We start from the raw sequence: 19,277 nt of genomic DNA, 5'->3' as shown, positions 1-19,277 counted from the left end.
CACAACCACTCAAACATTAACAGCTATGGAAATTAAACAGATTTACACAAATTGTCTCGCACATGCGGCTTATTATGTAGAGAGTGATGGAGAAGTTGCGATTTTTGATCCATTGCGGGAAGTACAGTCTTATTTAGATATGGCTAGTGCTGCAAATGCTCAAATAAAATACGTTTTTGAGACACATTTCCATGCAGATTTTGTGAGTGGACATCTAGATTTAAAACTCAAAACAGGTGCGACTATTATTTATGGACCTACTGCAGCACCTTATTTTGATGCACTTACGGCTACTGATGGACAGGTTTTTAAGTTAGGAAATGCACGTATTAAAGTGATACACACTCCAGGACATACCATGGAAAGCACTTGCTTTTTATTAATAGATGAAAATGGAAAGGAGCAAGGTTTAATCACAGGAGATACACTATTTATAGGAGATGTAGGGCGACCAGATCTAGCTCAACACGTTCAAGCAGATTTAACCCAAGAAAAACTAGCAGGAATGTTATATGACTCCTTGCGAGATAAAATCATGCCGCTTTCTGATGATTTAATAATTTACCCTAATCATGGTGCTGGTAGTGCCTGTGGTAAAAAAATGAGTCATCAAACTACAGATACTTTAGGGAATCAAAAAGAGCACAATTATGCCTTAAGGGCTGACATGTCCAAAGAGGAATTTATCAAAGAAGTACTTATGGGACTGGCGCCGCCACCTGCTTACTTTCCACAAAATGTGATGTTAAACATGCAAGGTTATGCTCATTTACATAAGATTATGGAAAAAGCACTTACAGAGCTAGAAATAAGAGAATTTGTAATTGCAGCGGTAATGAATAAAGCCGTGATTCTAGACACACGTAACGCAAGTGATTATGCAACAGCCGCTATTCCAGGTAGTCTTAACATAGGTCTTGATGGAGCGTTTGCAAGTTGGGTAGGTACAGTGATTCCTAGAGTAGATCAGGCTATTATCCTAGTTTGTAATAAAGGAACTGAAGAAGAAGCAGTAACACGTTTAGCTCGAGTAGGTTTTGATAATTGTTTAGGGTTCTTAAAAGGTGGCATTCAATCCTGGATAGAAAGTGGTAAGCCTTTAAGAACAACTACAAGACTAGAACCAGTATCTTTTTTAGAACTATTACAAGAACAAGACATACAGCTCATAGATGTACGCAAAAAAAGTGAGTTTGAATCTCAGTATATTCAAGGAGCCATTCACATGCCGTTGAACAAATTACAAGATGACGTTGTGACTTTAGATAAAAATGGCAAGTACTTACTTTACTGTGTAGGCGGTTACCGCAGTATGATTGCTGCTAGTATTTTAAAAAATAACAACATTAAAAACGTTCAAGATTTAGTAGGTGGAATTAACGCACTACAAAATACAATTGCACCACTTACAGCATATCAAGAACCTAATACTTTATTATAATGAGTACAGATCATAAAACTTCAAAATGCGCTAGCTGCGTGTGTACCGGCTGTCACAACTTTAAAAATAATAAGGAGAAAGAAGCCCTATTAACAAGTCAGGAGGAATCTACTTCTCAAACTTCCAAGCGATAAAGCGTGTTTTCTTATTACCGCTATTCATAGGGATAATTTGATAAGTGGCTTTAAGTTTAGTGAGTTGTTTTTCTAGTTTAGGTAGGTTTTCTTTGCGAGAAATCAAGCTAGTAAACCAGCCTACTTGTGATTTATATGTGACACTTTCTTTAATGAGCCTTTTTACAAAAAGAGCCTCACCACCGTTACACCATAGTTCGTTAGATTTTCCAGCAAAATTCCTTTTATTAACAGTGTTTCCTAGGTTTTTATTCTTGCGAGCATTGGCTTTTACAGCTTCTTCCTCGCTACTATAAAATGGTGGATTGCACATCGTGAAATCATACAGCTCTTGCGGTTTAATGATGTTCTTAAGAATAGAGCCTTTGTCATCTTGAAATCGCAGTTTGATATTAGAAATTTTACGGGATTTAGGTAATGTGATTTTTTCTTGTAACGCTTTTGCAAAAACGTAACTATCCTCATCCACCTCAGTACCTACCATTTTCCAATTAAAAATAGCAGTTCCCAGAATAGGATAAATCATATTTGCTCCTGTTCCTATATCCAGTCCAGTAACATTTTTCTCACCTACTAAATCGGCTAGGTGTAAGATGTAGTCCACACGACTAGGCACCGGCGGACTCAAATAATCCTCTGGCAGTTCCCAGTTATTTACTCCATAATGTTGCTTAAGAAGTGCAGTATTGAGAGCGAGAACAGCAGCCGGATTTGTAAAATCTATACTTATAAGACCATCTTCCTTAGTGATAAAATAAGATTTAAGTTCAGGATAGGATTCTGATAGTAATTCCAGATCGTAACCGTGCTTGTGTTTATTATTTTCGTGCATGGGACAAAGATAGGGTAGTATTCTAGTTTTTAGTTGTTGAGTTTGTGAGTATTTGAGCTGGGGACTTTGAGTTTTGTACTATGAGCTGTGAGCTGGTGGTTATAGAAGTAACATACAAGCTGGCAATTTTCAGATTTGGAAATTGCAATTCAAGATTTGTGATTTTAATTTGCGATTTAGAAATTGCGCAATCTTCAAGAAACGACGTTAAACAACCATCCCAGCCTTCTCTCAATGCAAGGAGTTGAAATGGTAATTAATAATTGACAATCGGTAATAACTATTTGTGTCATCAAATAGCAAATCAGCAATCTAGGAACTCTTTAAGTTAAAGATTAGATTTTAATTCGACTACCTTTGCAAAAATTAGTTGGAATGAAGTATTTTGAAGAACTAAATCTATCGACACCATTGCGTAATGGATTGAGCGATTTAGGTTTTACCACCATGACGCCTATTCAAGAGCAAGCCTTTCCCGTAATCTTATCGGGTAGAGATATGATAGGAATTGCTCAAACTGGTACTGGTAAAACATTAGGTTACATGTTACCATTACTTCATGAATTAAAATATGCTGAAACGCTAGATCCACGCATTCTTATCATGGTTCCTACTCGTGAGCTGGTGGTTCAGGTTGTAGAACAAATAGAATCTTATGCCGCTTACATTAATGTAAGAGTTCTAGGCGTGTATGGTGGAACTAATATTAATACTCAAAAGAAAGCAGTTGCTGATGGTGTAGATGTCCTGGTCGCAACACCAGGTAGGTTATACGATCTAGTCGTTGCACAAACGGTAAGGTTTAAAAACTGTAAAAAAGTAGTGATTGATGAGGTAGATGTGATGCTGGATTTAGGATTTAGATTTCAGTTAACTAATATCTTTGACCATTTACCTAATAAGCGCCAGAATATCATGTTCAGTGCTACGATGACTGATCAGATCGAGGATTTTATCAAATCTTATTTCTACAATCCTGAAAAAGTAAGCATAGCAGTAAGTGGAACACGATTAGAAAATATACAACAAACCTGCTATCCCGTTGAGAATTTCTATACTAAGGCAAATTTACTCATGGATTTGCTCACTGATGAGGAGGAATTTCATAAAGTACTTGTTTTTGTAGGTAATAAAAAGAGCGCAGATCGCCTGCAAGAAGTCATGCTGGAGCGTTATGGAGATGAGATTGCCGTGATTCATTCTAATAAAACACAAAACTACAGACTGCGTTCCATTGAATTATTTGATAGTGGAGAACGCCGCATTTTAATAGCTACAGATGTGATGGCACGTGGACTAGATCTCGAGAAGATCTCACATGTCATTAATATAGATGTTCCATCCTTTCCAGAAAACTATATGCACCGCATAGGTCGTAGTGGTCGTGCAGAGCAAAAAGGTAAAACCATACTTTTCTATACTGATAAAGAACAAAAAGATAAAGAGGCGATTGAGGCTTTAATGGATTATAAAATTCCAGAAATTCCTTTTCCTGAAGAAGTGGAAATCTCTAAACAAAAAACTCCTGAAGAGAAACCCGTGGTGCGCGAGTTATTTAACCCGCATAAGGTCATTGAAGAGGAACGTGGAGCTTCTTTTCACGAGAAAAAAGAAAAGAACCAAAAAACAAATCAAGGAGGTAGTTATCGTAGGGAAATTGCCAAAAAGTATAAGAAACCTAAAACGCGTGGAGATAAAAACGCAAACCGACGTAGGAAAAAATAAAAAAAGCCTTTTAAGAACTTCATCTTAAAAGGCTTTTTTAAAGAGTAATTACTGTGTTTACTCAATAACAGTAAGGGTTTTAGTTTTTAAAGTCATTTTCATTTCTTCTGGCATCATTTCAGACTTTGCGACTGTAATGTCACCTTCTAGTTCTTGTTCTATAGTGGCTTTGGTAATCCATCCTGTATTACGATTGATAATATAGGTAGCACTGCTAGGACCTTCCAGGTTGTAGGCTGCTTGAACGCCACTAAAATCTGTAGTAGATCCTTGAGGAGTCTTAATATCTGCCGCTGCTGTTATGATATAAGAATCAGCAGTTACACTTTCTAGAGTATAAGTTGTAGAGGTTTCAAAGGAAGCAATAGAGTTAATGGTGGTGTTTTGTGTCCATGTATCACCTTCTTTAACTGCTTTTTTAGGTAGTATAGAGGTTAACTGCTCATAGCTTGTGATTTGTTTTTCAGCATCTATTTCTTTTTTCATGGCAGCTTCTATTTGAAGTAATTGCATTTCAGGCATTTCCATTCCCTCAGTAAGACCTTCTAACTGTGCACTGTTATCAAAACTTAAGATTTTACCATATCGATCCATGGTGATTTTATTAGGATCTTCAATCATGTTTTTAAACATCACGTTCATGGGGTTAGATGCTGGTCCATCAGATGACATAACATCACTTCCCATAGAAGTTTTAGTCTCGTTGCTCATCTTTTTAACCTGGATATCTATGTAATAAATACCATCTTTAATATCAGTCACTAAAAAGTCTGATTGAGTGGAAATGACCATAGTCATATCCTGTGGCATTCCATTAATTACTTGGGCTTGTTCACTGGTTACCACCTGGTTTTGTGGATATACACCACCTTTTTCAAGATGGTAAACAATATCATGTTGTGCCGCAGTCACTAGGCTTATGAAAGCCGCAATAAAAAGTATGTTTTTTTTCGTGTATGGTTGATTTAAGGAGCGAATTTAGTGTAGGAATTTTTCTTTTCTGCATATTTAACGTTAATCTAACGTTGCTCAAAAGTGATAAGTATAGAAGATGGTATTTTTGTTCCTTATAATTAATGCACTATATTTTTGAAGAATACTCTCATTTTAAGCTTGTTCTGTTTTTTGGTATGCGCTTTCGCGAAAGCGCAATCTGTAAACACATCCTACTTATGTCTAGCAAATGGTGACATAGTACTGGCAGATCTAGGAAACTGTACCTCGCAAGTAGTCGCTACGCACTCCTCATCTTTATTTGATATCGCCCAAGGAGATACTAATGATACGCTATATGGAATACGTAATGATGAGTTATTTTTAATTAATCTTGTAAATGGTTCAGTAAACTCATTAGGAACCTTAAATGTAATAGGTTTTGCGGGTAACTTTAGAGTAGATTCACTTGTAAAAGAAAGTCCAGGTATTCTGTTAGGTGTTCATACAAATGCTCCAGGTGCTCTTTTTAGACTTGATGTAGCAGCTATGACAGCTACGTTTATAGGTAATACTAATTTCCCAAGTGCTGGAGATCTTACTTACTTTAATGGAAATTTATACTTAAGCGCAGATTCTAATGAGCTCGTGCAAATAGACGTTACAAATCCTAGTAATTCTAACCTGGTAGGTACTATTCCTTCTGTAGCTGGATTTAATAATGTTTTTGGTGTAGTTACTGTAATCACAGCTAATCCATGTGCTGTAAATCCTACTTTTGAACTAGTTGCTACAGGTGGAAATGATACCCGATTTGTAAATGTAAATACCGCACAAACTACAGCTAACTGTCCTAATTTAGTTAATGCAGATATTTTTGGAGCTGCTGAGGTGGCATCAGATGTGATATGTTCTATTTCTCTAGATATAGAAGATTCAAATGGTAGCGCGACACCAGAGTATTGTGAAAATGCAAATACCATTCTCAGTACTACTGCTGATCCATTAACTCCACTAGGAGTTTATAGTTATGAATGGCGTGTTCAAGGGCAAGCTGGTGTAGTAGGAACTAGCGCCATACTACCTATCAACATTTCAAGTACTACGATTTATGAATGTACGATTACAGATAGTGGTCGTGTAGCGCCTGATAATATTGCTACGGCTACGATAACGGTTACTGTAAATCCACTACCGGTTTGGAACCCTATTTCAAATGTAATAGCTCATTCTACTTATACTTTACCAGGGATTACAGGAACTAACATTCCTGCAAATACAGCTTTTTATGATAATCCAGCTTATACGGGAACGCCATGGAATACCGGTGATGTGCTAACTCCAGCATCGTTTGCTACTAATCCAGCTACTATTTATGTATATGGTGTAGATGTAAATGGATGTGAATTAACAGAGCAGTTTGACATAGAGTTTGTAGATGCGCAGGTAACCATAACTCCTGGTGGAATTCAAGATGTATGTGCTGGAGACATGGTAACTTTAACAGCAACACCTGCTCCAGTTACAGCTTATGGCGCATATACTTATAACTGGTCAGATTCTCAAGGAACCTCTTATCCTAATACGGCGAGTATTACGGTTACTGCAAATCTAACTACAACAGTAACTGTAACCGTAAATGATTCTGGTGTTGAGAATGGAACAGGAATGGGATTTGACATGACTGATATTAATGTATTGCCTGTATTGGATATCAATGCAATAGGAAATCAAAACGTAACCGGTAGTTTTACTTTTCCTGCAATTACCGGTACTGGATTAACTGGTGGCGAGGCATATTACACGCAACCTAATGGTTTAGGCACTATGTATAATCCTGGAGATACTGTGACTACGGCAGATTTTGCGGTGTTACCCATTGCGCTCTACATTTATGATGATAACGGCAGTTGTAGCGATCAAGAAAGCTTTATTCTAGGTATAACAGATGTTCCTATGCTGGTTCTCACTCTGAGTTCTAGCAATGATAACTTTTGTGCTGGAGAGACTGTAACGCTATCAGCTACGGTAAATCCTGCTATGGCTCAAGGAGCTTATAGTTATGAATGGCGTGAACAAGGAACGACAGTAGTACTAGGAACAAGTGATGTTCTTACTCTAACTCCTTTAACCAGTACTGTCTATGAATGTATAGCAACAGATAGTGGAGCAACAGTTAATAATACAGCAACTGAGGTGATATCCATTAACGTTATCACTACTCCAGAGATAAACCCTATCGCAAATCAAAACGCCATAGGCAGTTATATGTTACCTACTATAGCAGGAACAAATCTCAGTGGAAATGAAGCTTTTTATACTCAACCTGGTGGACTAGGAACTTCTTATGTGACTGGTGATGTCATAGATATTACAGATTTTACCTCTTATCCAGTAACCTTATATGTTTATGATAATAATACTAGTGGTTGTGAAGATGAGATCAGCTTTGAATTAACCATAGATCCACAAGTAATTATAGTGGTTCCAGAACCAGAAGAACCTTTATTTATAATACCTGATTATGTAACGCCTAATAACGATGGATTCCATGATTTCTGGAATATTGAGATTAATAGTGCAGATGTGATAGTAACCGGTATTTTTATTTTTGACCGTCATGGTAAGCTATTAAAACAACTGGCGGCAGATGGAATAGGCTGGGATGCGACTTATAATGGTAATCCTTTACCATCTAGCAGTTACTGGTATGTATTGCGTTACCAGTACCAAGGAACGCCCCAAGAGTTGAGTGGTTTTTTTGCAGTAAAAAGGTAATTTCATTAAAAGTGGCACAAGTATTGAAAACTTCTTAAACAATTAATAAATAGGGTTCCTTTTAATTATATTGCGAACCGTTAAAAAAACAATTATGAAAAAAATATTATTACTAGTAGCTATCGTAGCCTCATCGTTTTCATTTGCACAGACAGGATATGTAGATGCTGAGTTCTTATTATCTAAAATGCCAGAAGTAAGCGCTGCTGAAACCCAATTGAAAAATTATACTGCAAACCTTCAAGCAGATATTACTAAAGCAGAGAATAACGCAAATGCACGTTTTCAAGACCTTCAAGCACAGGCACAAGCACCTGGTGTTACAGATGAACAAAAACAAGAACTTGTAAAACAAGCGCAACAACTGGAAGGAAGTTTAAATACTGAAAAACAAGGAGCAGAATTAAAGCTTAAAGTAAAGCAAAGCGAGTTAATGCAACCTATCTATGATAAACTTAATGCATCTATAGCTAAAGTTGCAAAAGAGAAAGGATATAAACTTATCGTTTCTGTAGCTTCTGTTCTGTTTGCTGAAGATTCTGTAAACATCACTGACGCTGTAAAGGCAGATTTAGGACTGTAAGGAATCACTTTATACATGTTTAAAACCGCTCTTTGAGCGGTTTTTTTATACCTTCTAGTTCAGGCATTGTAGTTTATACCAAGAACAACAATTAATTATTCCTTTTGGCATAAGAAGTTCATATTTTATTACATTTCTATTCAAATCAGTATCTTTACCTAAGATGTTTAAAATGCTTTTTTAAACAGTAATAAATAAGAGTTCAATGAGATTTATATATTATAAAATAGCTTCTCACATAAGAGCGATGTGGTAACCTTATGTGATTTTTCAATTACTTATATTTTATAATAAATTCAAATTAATACAACTATGTCTAAAGAAATTAAAGATTTAAAAAACCTTGCAAATACAGAGTATTCCCTAAAAAAACTATTTAGTGAAGCCGAGGATTTTTTACCATTACTAGGAACTGATTATGTAGAACTTTATGTGGGAAATGCTAAGCAAGCTGCTCACTATTATAAAAGTGCTTTTGGATTTCAGTCCTTTGCTTATGCAGGTCTAGAAACCGGCCTTAAAGACCGTGTTTCTTATGTATTGAAACAAGGAAAAATTAAACTAGTACTTACTTCTCCTTTACAAAAAGATGGCGATCTTAATGAGCACATTAATGTTCATGGAGATGGTGTAAAGGTAGTTGCACTATGGGTAGAAGATGCGAGAAGTGCCTTTGAAGAAACCACTAAGCGTGGTGCAAAACCCTATATGGAGCCTACCGTAGAAAAAGATGAGCATGGAGAAGTAGTGCGCTCTGGAATTTACACTTATGGAGAAACGGTTCACATTTTTGTAGAACGTAAAAATTATAACGGTGTCTTTTTACCAGGATTTGAGAAATGGGAATCACATTATAATCCGGAACCTGTAGGGCTTAAGTTTATAGATCACATGGTAGGAAATGTGGGCTGGGATGAAATGAATACATGGTGTAAGTTCTATGGAGAAGTTATGGGGTTTGCTCAAATTATCTCCTTTGCAGATGATGATATCGCTACAGAATACACCGCACTCATGAGTAAAGTAATGAGTAACGGTAACGGTAGAGTAAAATTCCCTATCAACGAGCCAGCCGAAGGAAAGAAAAAATCTCAAATTGAAGAATACCTGGATTTCTACAATGGTCCTGGAGTGCAACATATCGCTGTAGCTACTGATGATATAGTTGCCACGGTAAGTGCTATGAGAGAACGTGGAGTAGAATTCCTTTATGTTCCAGACACTTATTATGATGATATCTTAGAACGAGTAGGAGAGATTGATGAGGATATTGAATTGCTTAAAAAGCACGGTATTCTCATAGATAGAGATGATGAAGGTTATTTACTGCAGTTATTTACTAATAATGTTCTGGACAGGCCTACTATGTTTATAGAAGTGATCCAGCGCAAAGGAGCTCAATCCTTTGGAGTAGGTAACTTTAAAGCCTTATTTGAAGCTATAGAAAGACAGCAATCACGTAGAGGAACCTTATAGTTCCCTGTTGAATACTAATCATAAAGCCCGAAATCATTCATGATTTCGGGCTTTATGATTTCTACCATTTTAAGATTTAACTCAATAGCATAAAAACAGCCATCACTATCATAATCGCGTTTTCTATAAATGTCGCTTCGGTCATGGGAAGTTTTAAGGCAGTTCCTAAACAAGCGCACTGGATCGATTTTTTATCCAGTAAGGTCTTAGTAACACCTATAGTGGTAACCCCTAGAATCACTAAAGTTGCTATTAATGCAATATCTACTTGTAATCGCATTAAAAATAGTAATCCCAGTGCGGTTTCTATAAAAGGATATACCCATCCATAAGCAGGGAGAATTTTAGCTAAGGGATCGTACATTCTAAAAGAAGTAGGGAACCCTTTCAAATCGAGCATCTTGAAAAAGCTAAAAACGATATAAAACATACCCATAAAATCCAGCATTGCTTCGTTCCAGTTTTCCCTGTTGTAATTTAGTAAAACAGTAGTCACAGTGATGTATCCCAGTATTAAAAATAAAGGTTTGAGTTGTTGAAGTTTAGATGGTACAGAGTCCGCTTTCGCGAAAGCGGAATTTTTAAAATCATTTTTGTGTTCCGTAATTGTGTACTTGTCAGGAAGAGCATTCTGGAGCTTTTCTAAGGCTATATCAGAACTCACTTCGATAACAGCTTCTTCACGATCCAAGGTGACCACAGCTTTTTGAACCTCTTGTAAATCATTCAGCCTGTTCTCAACGTCAGCGCGGCAGCCGTTACAGGTCATTCCTTTTATGGAATAAATTTGTTGCATTATAATTGAGGTAAATAAAGGGTTAAATTCTCACCAGTGACTCCATCTACATGCCCAGCAATAATACTCTTGTTTTCTGTTTTAAAATGCATGTGTAGAAAGGTGGTGTGGTGCGTGAAAACAGCTTTGTGCTTTTCAGAATAAAAGCCTAAAATCTCAACTTCTTCATTTTCAAGTACACCATGCGCTCCAGATTCTCTATGCTTTTTATGGCTATGCACCATATCTCCTGCTGGCCACTGAATCACGTGCCAGTTAAGATTGGAAACGGTTCCTTTGATTAAAAATGGAAAAGGTTGTGTTATATCCACACCTTTTTGAATAGCATGATCTTTAATTTGCTTTTCTAAGTTTTTATGATCGTTAAATGATTCTAGTGCAATTTCATTATTCCATTGCTCCACCTGTGCATAAACCAGTAGCGCAGCTTTATGGTTAAAATCACTCATTATGTTTACATGTTGATCTGCACCTGTTTTACTCACATAAGATGTTCCATCAAAAATCTGGATTTCTCCTTCTAGATGTTCTAGCGCTCCTAGTGCATAAAGATGAGGTAAAGTCTCTAGAGAATCTAGAGAAGCAGTAGCCTCTAGATTCCCAGACATTAGGTTCATTAAAGCACCACGATGTTTAACGGTGGAGTTCATAGGGTTCTTCTCACCACAGCTTATAAGCGTGATGGCTAGAAGTAGTATGTATAAGTTATGATTTCTCATTTTTAATCTCTTTTAAACTATATTTTACCAGTTCGCCTTTACGATAGTTTGTTATGTAAAGTGTTTTATCATTAACAAAAACATCTGTAGGTTTATCGATACTGGTTTCTAGAATTTGTTTTAACTCATAATTCATATCAAAAACAAGGATTCTCCCGTTTTCAAAATCAGTTAGATAGACTTCGGTTTTAGTTACAAATATACCAGTTGTAGCATTCATATTTTGATTTGTTCCTATAAGAGCTAAACCATTTCCTGTCTTATCAAACACTTGCCCTCTATGATTATAAGCATCGGCCACATATATTTTATCCTCGGTGATCTGTACATCAGTAGGGTAGTAGAGTTGTCCTAGTTCTTTACCTTCAGTACCTATACTCATCCATTGTTTTCCATTATTATAGAGAATACGATTGTTATAAAAATCGGCTATGGCGATTTCATTTTCATACACGCTTATTGCTGCAGGTGCGTCAAGTGAGTCGTTTATTATAAGATAATCTCTTTTGTTATCTCGCATCACTGCAATGGAGTCACGTCCATATTCAGGAACAAAAAGAGCACGTTCTTTAAGTATAGAAGTAGTTACTTTATCTGTTATTTGAAAATTTGCTGCTCCAAAATCGATATGCATAGGTCTTTCAAAACCATCTATTTCAATAAGTATGTCTCCAATTTCACTTACTTTAACCACACGATTATGGTCACCATCACTTAAAAATATATCATTACCATCCATAGCAATCCCTATAGGGTTGATACCGTCTAGTGCTATGGTTTTATCAAACTGCCATTCCTGTGGAACGGCAGTTTTTTCTTCACAAGAAATAAGAGCTGCGGCAACGGCCAGAATAACTATTAAAACTCTCATTATTGTGCTCTTTTATATTTACAGCAAGCGTGCAGGTTATCATAGGCTTCATCTGTTGCACGTGTTCCTTTAGTATCGTGACCTACTTGAGCGGCAGCTTTTTCAATAGCTGATTCACTCGTCTTATTAGGGTCATATTTCACGCTTAACATTTTAGTATCTACATCCCATACAGCACTAGCCACACCAGTTATAGCGGTTGTTGCTTTTTCTATACGAGCTTTACACATTCCACACATACCGTTTACGTACAGTCTTGCTGAGGTAACATCTTGGAGAGCAATTTCTTCACTTTTTTCATTTGTCTCTATACTGCCGTCGTAACGTGTGATTTTTGAATCATTAGGCGTGTAACCAGACTTAACTACTTGTGCAAGCACAGTTTCCATAGTTAATGGCTGTTTTGCTGGATAAGTAAAAGAGAAATCTCCCGTTTCTATGTCTATAGCAATATCTTTAATTCCTTTAAATTCTTTAAACTTTTTTTCTAATCCGTATGCACAAAACGGACAGCCTAGTCCATCTACTTGTATTTCATACTGGTCTCTATCTTTTTTAGTCTGCGCATATGTTGTTGTAAAAGTGAGTAGCCCTACTATTATGCTTAAAATTATAGTTATTTGTTTCATTGTTTTTAGTTTTTAAGCGCATGGAAATGCGCTGTTATTTTTGTTTATACTGGTTTATTGTGTTGTTTCGGTGCCATGCTTGTACCGTTAAAAAGTATATCGTGTTCCCAGAAATATGGAGTAGTTCAGAGCACGATTTGCATCTATTTCTTGTACCAGTGGTAATTGTACTGCTAGATCAAAGGTGATATTCTTGAGTGCATACTGGACTCCTTGAGAATATAATAGTTGATACCAGTCGCGTTCATGTAACCAAACACTGTTGTATTCAAAATAAAGATTAAGTTGTTTATTAGGATATTGTGGTTTTAATAAGGGCAACCCAAAACCTAGTTTTGCTCTAAATTCATCTAGTGTACCGTTAGGCATAGAGTTATATCCTATTTCTCCAGATATTCCATACTTGAGTGTTTCCAGTCCAGCCACGACACCATAATATCCAGAATACAGACCTGTTGAAATGTCCATAACATCTATTTTATCTCCAGTAGGTAAGGTTTGTAGTGTTTTTGCCACCATACGGAAAGTTTTACCGGTACCATCCTTACGGAAAAACTGGTACTTTCCCATAATTTTTACATCTGCAAGTCCGCTGCCACTCACATCACTTAAGTCATAAGTGGTGTAGGGAAGATGCAGTGCTACTAATGAGTTCTTAGTAGGTAGGTAATGCAGCATTACCGGGATATAGGCTATGGTTCCTCGTTCTGTGTTTCTTATTTCTGTAAGCGTTTTAGTGGTGAAGCTATTGCCTCCTAGCATGATGGGTTTATCTGCTGTGATGGGTGGACCTTGTGCATACGCTTTCGCGAAAGCGAAAACCACAAAAACCACCATAATAATATGTTTCATAGTGTTTAATATAGAAGTAGCGCAATGGTTGCGCTGTAGATAAAATGTTGTTCAATCAAATAGTGTGAGAAAACGACTTTATCTAGAGAAGAAAAGACTGGTGCAATACAGGTATGTCCCGAGTGACCAGAGGTGGCGAGTAGGCTATAAAAGTGTGTTTTTCACGATAATCGCCAGTAATCGTGAAGAAGTACGTATTTGTGAAAAGTGTAATAAACTGCTGCTGTTCTAAACTGAAGTTATGCCATGTGATTTTTAAGTCATCCTGTCCTTGAACGACTTCTATAATGTCGTTACAGCATTTTTTTTCTAGGGAAATAGCGCAATTATCAGCCATGCCAGTAGTTTCCATACCACAACCATGTGAAGGAAGTATAATGGAAACATCTTTTAAAAACGGCCCACAAAAATGTTTGTGAACACTAAATGAGAGCGTTGAGGTAAGTACCACAGCGGCTAGCAATGTCACAAAAAAGCTTTTAAGCGTTTTTAAAATCATGTGGTAAAGGTACAAAATATGTTCTGAAATAGTTGATAGGAGAGTTATACTATTTATTAAGACTTTATAAATTTAATTAGGTATTATATACTCTGATCATAAAAAAAAGCCAATCACTTTATAGTAATTGGCTTTTGATTAAACTATGTCTTAGAGGCCATATAATTGCTTAGATCCACTGATTTAATTCCTCTCAAAAGTGAGCATGTGAGTTCCTCAATTATTACACTTATATCGATAGTGACGATTTGAATGTCACTCTAGTAAACCAAATCATAGTTATGGACACCGCTAAGTGATCAATATGAGAGCTGTTCAGGTAAACTTGTGGTAGAAAAGCTCTCTTTTAAACATGAGACCGCTATTTAAAATTAGTTTTGTGTAATTAGATTTTAGCAGTCACTTTCAAATTCAAGCTCGTCATCACCGAGTCTAAACTCTATTTCAGCTTCGTCAGACTCTCTTTCAAATTCATGTAAGTTCCAAGCGTTATTAAAATCAGGAAGTCCAGTTATGTTTATAGTAAATATGATGTTGGAGCCTGTTCCATTAGCTGTCCAAGTCCCATTAAATACATTAGTATTATCTGTCACTGTAATTGTGCCATCGTTATTAAATGTAAATGTATAATTGTCATAATTGTCTTCGAGATCTGTATCATTAATTTCTAGACCATCTACCATCCATACATTACAATCTGCAAATAAGTTTTCTAAGTCTGAAGTGGTACAATTCTCGCAATCATCATCGTCAAAGTCGTTATCATCATCTTCATCACAAGAATCTTCGGCTAGTTCAATTTCGTCTTCTAATTCTTGAATATTATTAACGGTTTGCATCGTTCCATCGGCTAAAATGATTGTAATCGGGAAGTTGATAGTAACCGCTGCATAATCGTCTATATCATCGATAAATTGATACATTTCATTATCATTGTTAATGGTTATCGTGTTGATAAGATCATTATTTGCATTAAAAATGGATGCAGTGATAGGGTATTGAAAATCGATACATTCTATGTCGTCATCTAATTCATTATCGTCGCTGCAATTTGCACTTAATGCGGCTAGTTCTGTATGATCATTAACGACTACTGTAGAAAAGTCTGGAAGAATTACAGTTACTGGATAGGAAATAATTACGGAGTCTACATCATCATCAAAAAGATCAATGATATCTTCAATATCTTGGTATCCATTAGTATTGTTAATGGTAAGTATGGTGCCATTTACCGTAACAGTTACAGGTAGTTGAATGCTTAGACAACTGGCATTATCTATAATGTTATCAAAAGATCCATCATTACTTGCGGTTTTACTCATGAGGTCAGCTATTACTGAGTTTGCAGTAATTCTTTCTTGAGCACTAGGGCTCGCAGTTAGGTCCTCTTCATTATTACAAGAGACTAATAAGGTTACTATTCCTAATACTATAAAAATGGATTGTATCGTTTTCATTATTTGATTTTAATAGACTACTAGAGAAGTAGGTGTTTTTAAAGATTTGATTTAAAGCTTAATAAATAAAATTTATAGTGACGAAGATACTTTAAATTTATGGCTTAAAAAAAAGCTGTTAAGGCAATTTGCGTTTGATGAAGTAAAACCTTTTAAAAAACCTAAAACCCTAACTAATCTCCTTGCAGCGTTGAGCTATGATAGTGGAGATAGTGCTCCAGAATCTGAAGTCGGACTTTTAGAGTTCATAGGGTGATTTTTTAAAAACTCAAGAATGATCCTCAATCTTACAAGGCATTCTTGTCTGAATTCGGTAGGGAATTAGCATATAAATTATATGATTCTGAAGGCTATAACCTAGAGCAAGAGTTAGATGATGAATTAAAAAACTATCTCATCACTTTTGCCGATGTATTTGATTTATCCTACGTTAGCATGCACACAGTAAGAGAAGTTTTAGAGGTGATAAAAACTAACTAGGTTATATATTTATATGATTGTAGATCATAAATATTCTGATAGAAACCTCAAAGTTTATGTTCCTTAGTTCTTAAAATAGGTGAGTATGTCATCTCATACCTATAATATAAAGTCAGTTATATTAGTTTTTTATAGGTTAAAATACTATATTTGACTAATATAATAGTTGTTTATGATTGATGTTTTAACAATAAAAGAGGTGAAACTGAAAATTGGCGAAGCTTGCAAACGGTTACGTAAATCTAATGATTTATCACGCGAGGAGCTGGCAGAGATACTTGATATCTCCAGAGCAACCATTCAAAACATTGAAAATGGTAAAAATGCGACCTTAGATAATATTTTAAAAATCGCCAATCACTTTGGCTTGTTATCATCTATTTCAAAACAGATTGATAATGCAAGTACAGATCAAAACGATATTTCATTATACTAAGATATGGCGAGAGATAAGAATATAGATGTTATTATGTTTGGCCTTGAAATAGGTAAGATAGGATATGATATAGATCAAAGGAAATCATTTTTTCAATACAACCCAATATATCTAGATAGTAATAAATACAAAAACCTATTCCCGTTTATCTTTAAACGCACTAAACCCGTACAGGTATTTACAGAATACCAGCAAGACACTTTTCAGGGTCTACCACCTATGATTGCAGATTCACTGCCAGACACCTTTGGAAACATTATTTTTCAAGAATGGTTAACAGCAAGAGGTATTCATAAAGTGACTCCACTAGAACAATTAGCTTATGTGGCAGATCGTGGTATGGGAGCTATGGAGTACAAACCTGTAAAAGAGTTACCAGAAACATCTACTATCAATATGGATGAAGTAATTACAATTCTTGAAAAAGTACTTAAACTTAAAGATAATACTTCAGGTGCTTCATTAGACGAGATGTCTCTACTCAACGTATTTAAAATAGGTACTTCGGCAGGTGGTGCCAGACCTAAAATACTGATTTCAGAACACAAAGAGACTGGTGTTATTATAGCTGGTGATAGAGAAATAAGTGAAGACTATAACCACTACCTCGTAAAACTGCATCTAGACGATAGTGATGGCTACAATAAAGAAAAAGTAGAATATGTATACTACTTACTTGCACAAGAAGCTGGTATCAATATGATGCCATCTAAATTAATAGAAGATAAACATTTTGCTACACTGCGTTATGACCGGCAGCACGGAGAAAAACAACATGTCCTCACCGTAACTGGATTAACAGGATGGGATTTTAAAAGCCAACCTGAAAATTCTAGTTATGAGAATGTGTTCAAAGTCGCTTTAGGCTTAAAAGTGCCTCATAAGGATTTACAGCAACTTTTTAAGCGTATGGTGTTTAACATTATCTTTAAAAATGTAGATGATCACTTAAAGAACCATAGTTTTATTTATGATGAAGGAAATGACTCTTGGAATTTAGCACCAGCCTATGATTTAACTTATGCACTCAACCCATTATTTACTTTTAAAAAAGCTTCAAGAGCGCTATCTGTTAATAATAAACGTACAGAGATAACTTTAAAAGATATCCTGACCATTGCAGAGCAATTTGCGATTAAAAACCCTAAAGGGATTATTAAAGAGGTTCAAGAACTAATACCTAGATGGATGGAGATAGCAAGTGAATTAGCTGTAGAACAAGAGATTAAAAGTCGTATTTATAATGATTTTCAAATTTTAAAATGAGAGTGTAAAATAAACATCATTTAACCATAAACAATTAAAAGCGTACAGCTTCCTTATGCAGCTACACATTTAAACAGCTTTACAATAAAGAATTTATGTTTTATCGTTATATTCTTTTGGTGAGACTCCTACGGTAGATTTAAAACTTTTGAAAAAAGCACTATAGGATAGAAAGCCAACTTCAGACGCAAGGGCTTCTATGGTATTAATTTTTAAATATCCGTGTGCAATTAAATTTAGTGCATTTTTTATTCGAATTATTTTTTTAAAGTCATTAAAACTAATTTTAGAATGGTATTTAAAAACATACACAACATGGCTTTTAGGTGTGTTTATCTTTAATGCTAAATCTTTAATTTTGAATGATTCATTAAAGTAAAATGGATTATTCAATGCAAGTTCCTCAATTCTACTGATATAATTTTCAATATCTATCTCAATTTTCTTTTTTAGGGTAGCATCCTGAGCATTGATCATATAAGAATTATTATTCATATTCCAAATGTTTTCAAATGTAATAGACTGTTTTTTGTATTATTTTATTTTCGTTAAAAACAATTCGTAACCAAATAAAAACTCTGGTGAATAAAGAATTTTCAAATATAAAATAATCCATATTAATGCTGTAATCCACAAAAACTTTGGATTATACTCATTATGCCATAAATTTAATTTAAGAAAAAGAAATTGAAAAATATAAGTCAATAAAACAATTATGTAAAAAAGAACGAGGATATAGGTCCATTTTCTAATATAAGAGTTTTGCTTTTTTAAAATTACAATATTAAATTTTTTGTGCCATACATGTCTTTTTAACTGTTTTAAAGAAATAAAAAGATAAAATAAATTGTAAAAAATTAATAGGATGAAGCGTAATCTCAAGCTAAAGGGATTGTCAGAATATTGTAGACCAAAATTTATAAAAATAAATAAGAGAAAAGCCATTAAAATATGAGGTGCGTCATTTTTTAGATTAAAAGGCTTAGGGTCAGATAATTTTTTAAAATACAAATAAATCAGTGGTGATACATTAATAAAAATAAAGATATTAATTTGCTTAACAAAAGCTTGCAAATTAGAATAGTCAAATATTCCGTAGACAAGAAATCGAAAGGAAACTAAAATAAAGATTAAAATTATATAAAGGTTTATGTGGATATTTTTCTTATATCGGTTACTTACAATAAAGACAATGGTAAGACCAAGAATGGAAGTTATTAGGTAAATTATTTTTATAAAATCCATTTGAGTTTTAGTTAATTTGTACAAGTTCAAAAATAGACGTTTAGGTTATCTATATGTGTTTAATGAGGTTGTATAAAAGTTAAAAATAAATGTATATAACCACAATTAACATCTTCAGCTTAGAA

Annotated in this window: 18 protein-coding genes; 8 read left to right on the top strand and 10 right to left on the bottom strand. The window is 35.0% G+C overall.

Translation table 11 applies throughout. The features are described 5' to 3' along the window. Positions 1-25: 25 nt before the first annotated feature. Positions 26-1,441 carry an MBL fold metallo-hydrolase gene (locus ACTF48_RS06440; protein WP_438962328.1) on the top strand — a complete coding sequence of 472 codons (1,416 nt, stop codon included), beginning with the start codon at positions 26-28 and terminating at the stop codon, positions 1,439-1,441. Between the two features lie 108 nt (positions 1,442-1,549). Here ACTF48_RS06440 and rlmF read toward each other — a convergent pair whose 3' ends face one another. After that, positions 1,550-2,407, bottom strand: a complete 858-nt coding sequence (rlmF, locus tag ACTF48_RS06435; protein ID WP_438962327.1) for a 23S rRNA (adenine(1618)-N(6))-methyltransferase RlmF — start codon at positions 2,405-2,407, stop codon at positions 1,550-1,552. Positions 2,408-2,782: 375 nt separating this feature from the next. Here rlmF and ACTF48_RS06430 point away from each other — a divergent pair, with 375 nt between their 5' ends. Beyond that, positions 2,783-4,132, top strand: coding sequence for a DEAD/DEAH box helicase (locus ACTF48_RS06430; protein ID WP_438962326.1), 1,350 nt, complete (start codon positions 2,783-2,785; stop codon positions 4,130-4,132). A gap of 57 nt (positions 4,133-4,189) precedes the next feature. Here ACTF48_RS06430 and ACTF48_RS06425 read toward each other — a convergent pair whose 3' ends face one another. Then, entirely contained in the window at positions 4,190-5,044 is an 855-nt protein-coding gene (locus ACTF48_RS06425; protein WP_438962325.1) for a DUF6263 family protein, read from the bottom strand. Positions 5,045-5,221: 177 nt separating this feature from the next. Between ACTF48_RS06425 and ACTF48_RS06420 the strand changes: the two genes are divergently transcribed. The 3 genes from ACTF48_RS06420 (at position 5,222) to hppD (ending at position 9,902) form a co-directional block, all read left to right on the top strand. Continuing rightward, positions 5,222-7,843, top strand: a complete 2,622-nt coding sequence (locus tag ACTF48_RS06420; protein ID WP_438962324.1) for a T9SS type B sorting domain-containing protein — start codon at positions 5,222-5,224, stop codon at positions 7,841-7,843. A 94-nt stretch (positions 7,844-7,937) separates the two neighbouring features. Then, entirely contained in the window at positions 7,938-8,426 is a 489-nt protein-coding gene (locus ACTF48_RS06415; protein ID WP_438962323.1) for an OmpH family outer membrane protein, read from the top strand. A 312-nt stretch (positions 8,427-8,738) separates the two neighbouring features. Next, on the top strand, positions 8,739-9,902 hold the full coding sequence (gene hppD / locus ACTF48_RS06410) for a 4-hydroxyphenylpyruvate dioxygenase (RefSeq protein ID WP_438962322.1): 1,164 nt from the start codon (positions 8,739-8,741) through the stop codon (positions 9,900-9,902). A 76-nt stretch (positions 9,903-9,978) separates the two neighbouring features. Here hppD and ACTF48_RS06405 read toward each other — a convergent pair whose 3' ends face one another. From ACTF48_RS06405 to ACTF48_RS06375, 7 genes are all read right to left on the bottom strand, one after another. Next, positions 9,979-10,698 carry a heavy-metal-associated domain-containing protein gene (locus ACTF48_RS06405; protein WP_438962321.1) on the bottom strand — a complete coding sequence of 240 codons (720 nt, stop codon included), beginning with the start codon at positions 10,696-10,698 and terminating at the stop codon, positions 9,979-9,981. Further along, positions 10,698-11,417, bottom strand: coding sequence for an acetolactate decarboxylase (locus tag ACTF48_RS06400; protein ID WP_438962320.1), 720 nt, complete (start codon positions 11,415-11,417; stop codon positions 10,698-10,700). Before ACTF48_RS06400 ends, ACTF48_RS06405 begins: the two co-directional genes overlap by 1 nt. Beyond that, the gene (locus tag ACTF48_RS06395; RefSeq protein ID WP_438962319.1) at positions 11,404-12,288 is read right to left on the bottom strand and encodes an NHL repeat-containing protein; all 885 of its coding nucleotides are present in this window, start codon (positions 12,286-12,288) and stop codon (positions 11,404-11,406) included. The genes ACTF48_RS06400 and ACTF48_RS06395 overlap by 14 nt, the downstream gene beginning before the upstream one ends. Then, positions 12,288-12,917, bottom strand: a complete 630-nt coding sequence (locus ACTF48_RS06390; RefSeq protein WP_438962318.1) for a heavy-metal-associated domain-containing protein — start codon at positions 12,915-12,917, stop codon at positions 12,288-12,290. The genes ACTF48_RS06395 and ACTF48_RS06390 overlap by 1 nt, the downstream gene beginning before the upstream one ends. An 87-nt stretch (positions 12,918-13,004) precedes the next feature. After that, positions 13,005-13,769 (bottom strand): hypothetical protein, encoded by a 765-nt coding sequence (locus ACTF48_RS06385; protein ID WP_438962317.1) that lies wholly within the window; start codon positions 13,767-13,769, stop codon positions 13,005-13,007. An 82-nt stretch (positions 13,770-13,851) separates the two neighbouring features. Next, positions 13,852-14,268 carry an HYC_CC_PP family protein gene (locus tag ACTF48_RS06380; protein ID WP_438962316.1) on the bottom strand — a complete coding sequence of 139 codons (417 nt, stop codon included), beginning with the start codon at positions 14,266-14,268 and terminating at the stop codon, positions 13,852-13,854. A 392-nt stretch (positions 14,269-14,660) separates the two neighbouring features. Next, on the bottom strand, positions 14,661-15,725 hold the full coding sequence (locus ACTF48_RS06375) for a hypothetical protein (RefSeq protein WP_438962315.1): 1,065 nt from the start codon (positions 15,723-15,725) through the stop codon (positions 14,661-14,663). Between the two features lie 300 nt (positions 15,726-16,025). Here ACTF48_RS06375 and ACTF48_RS06370 point away from each other — a divergent pair, with 300 nt between their 5' ends. From ACTF48_RS06370 to ACTF48_RS06360, 3 genes are all read left to right on the top strand, one after another. Next, entirely contained in the window at positions 16,026-16,205 is a 180-nt protein-coding gene (locus tag ACTF48_RS06370; RefSeq protein WP_438962314.1) for a hypothetical protein, read from the top strand. 172 nt (positions 16,206-16,377) lie between these two features. Then, positions 16,378-16,641: a helix-turn-helix transcriptional regulator gene (locus tag ACTF48_RS06365; protein ID WP_438962313.1), complete on the top strand. Its 264-nt coding sequence runs from the start codon at positions 16,378-16,380 to the stop codon at positions 16,639-16,641. Between the two features lie 3 nt (positions 16,642-16,644). Then, positions 16,645-17,907, top strand: a complete 1,263-nt coding sequence (locus ACTF48_RS06360; protein WP_438962312.1) for a type II toxin-antitoxin system HipA family toxin — start codon at positions 16,645-16,647, stop codon at positions 17,905-17,907. Positions 17,908-18,000: 93 nt separating this feature from the next. Here ACTF48_RS06360 and ACTF48_RS06355 read toward each other — a convergent pair whose 3' ends face one another. Then, on the bottom strand, positions 18,001-18,402 hold the full coding sequence (locus tag ACTF48_RS06355; RefSeq protein ID WP_438962311.1) for a helix-turn-helix domain-containing protein: 402 nt from the start codon (positions 18,400-18,402) through the stop codon (positions 18,001-18,003). Positions 18,403-19,277: the final 875 nt, after the last annotated feature.

It is taken from the genome of Nonlabens sp. (genome assembly GCF_965660805.1).
GTDB lineage: Bacteria > Bacteroidota > Bacteroidia > Flavobacteriales > Flavobacteriaceae > Nonlabens.
Note: the sequence above shows the minus strand (reverse complement) of the source record. Positions and strands in the feature narration are given on the sequence as shown.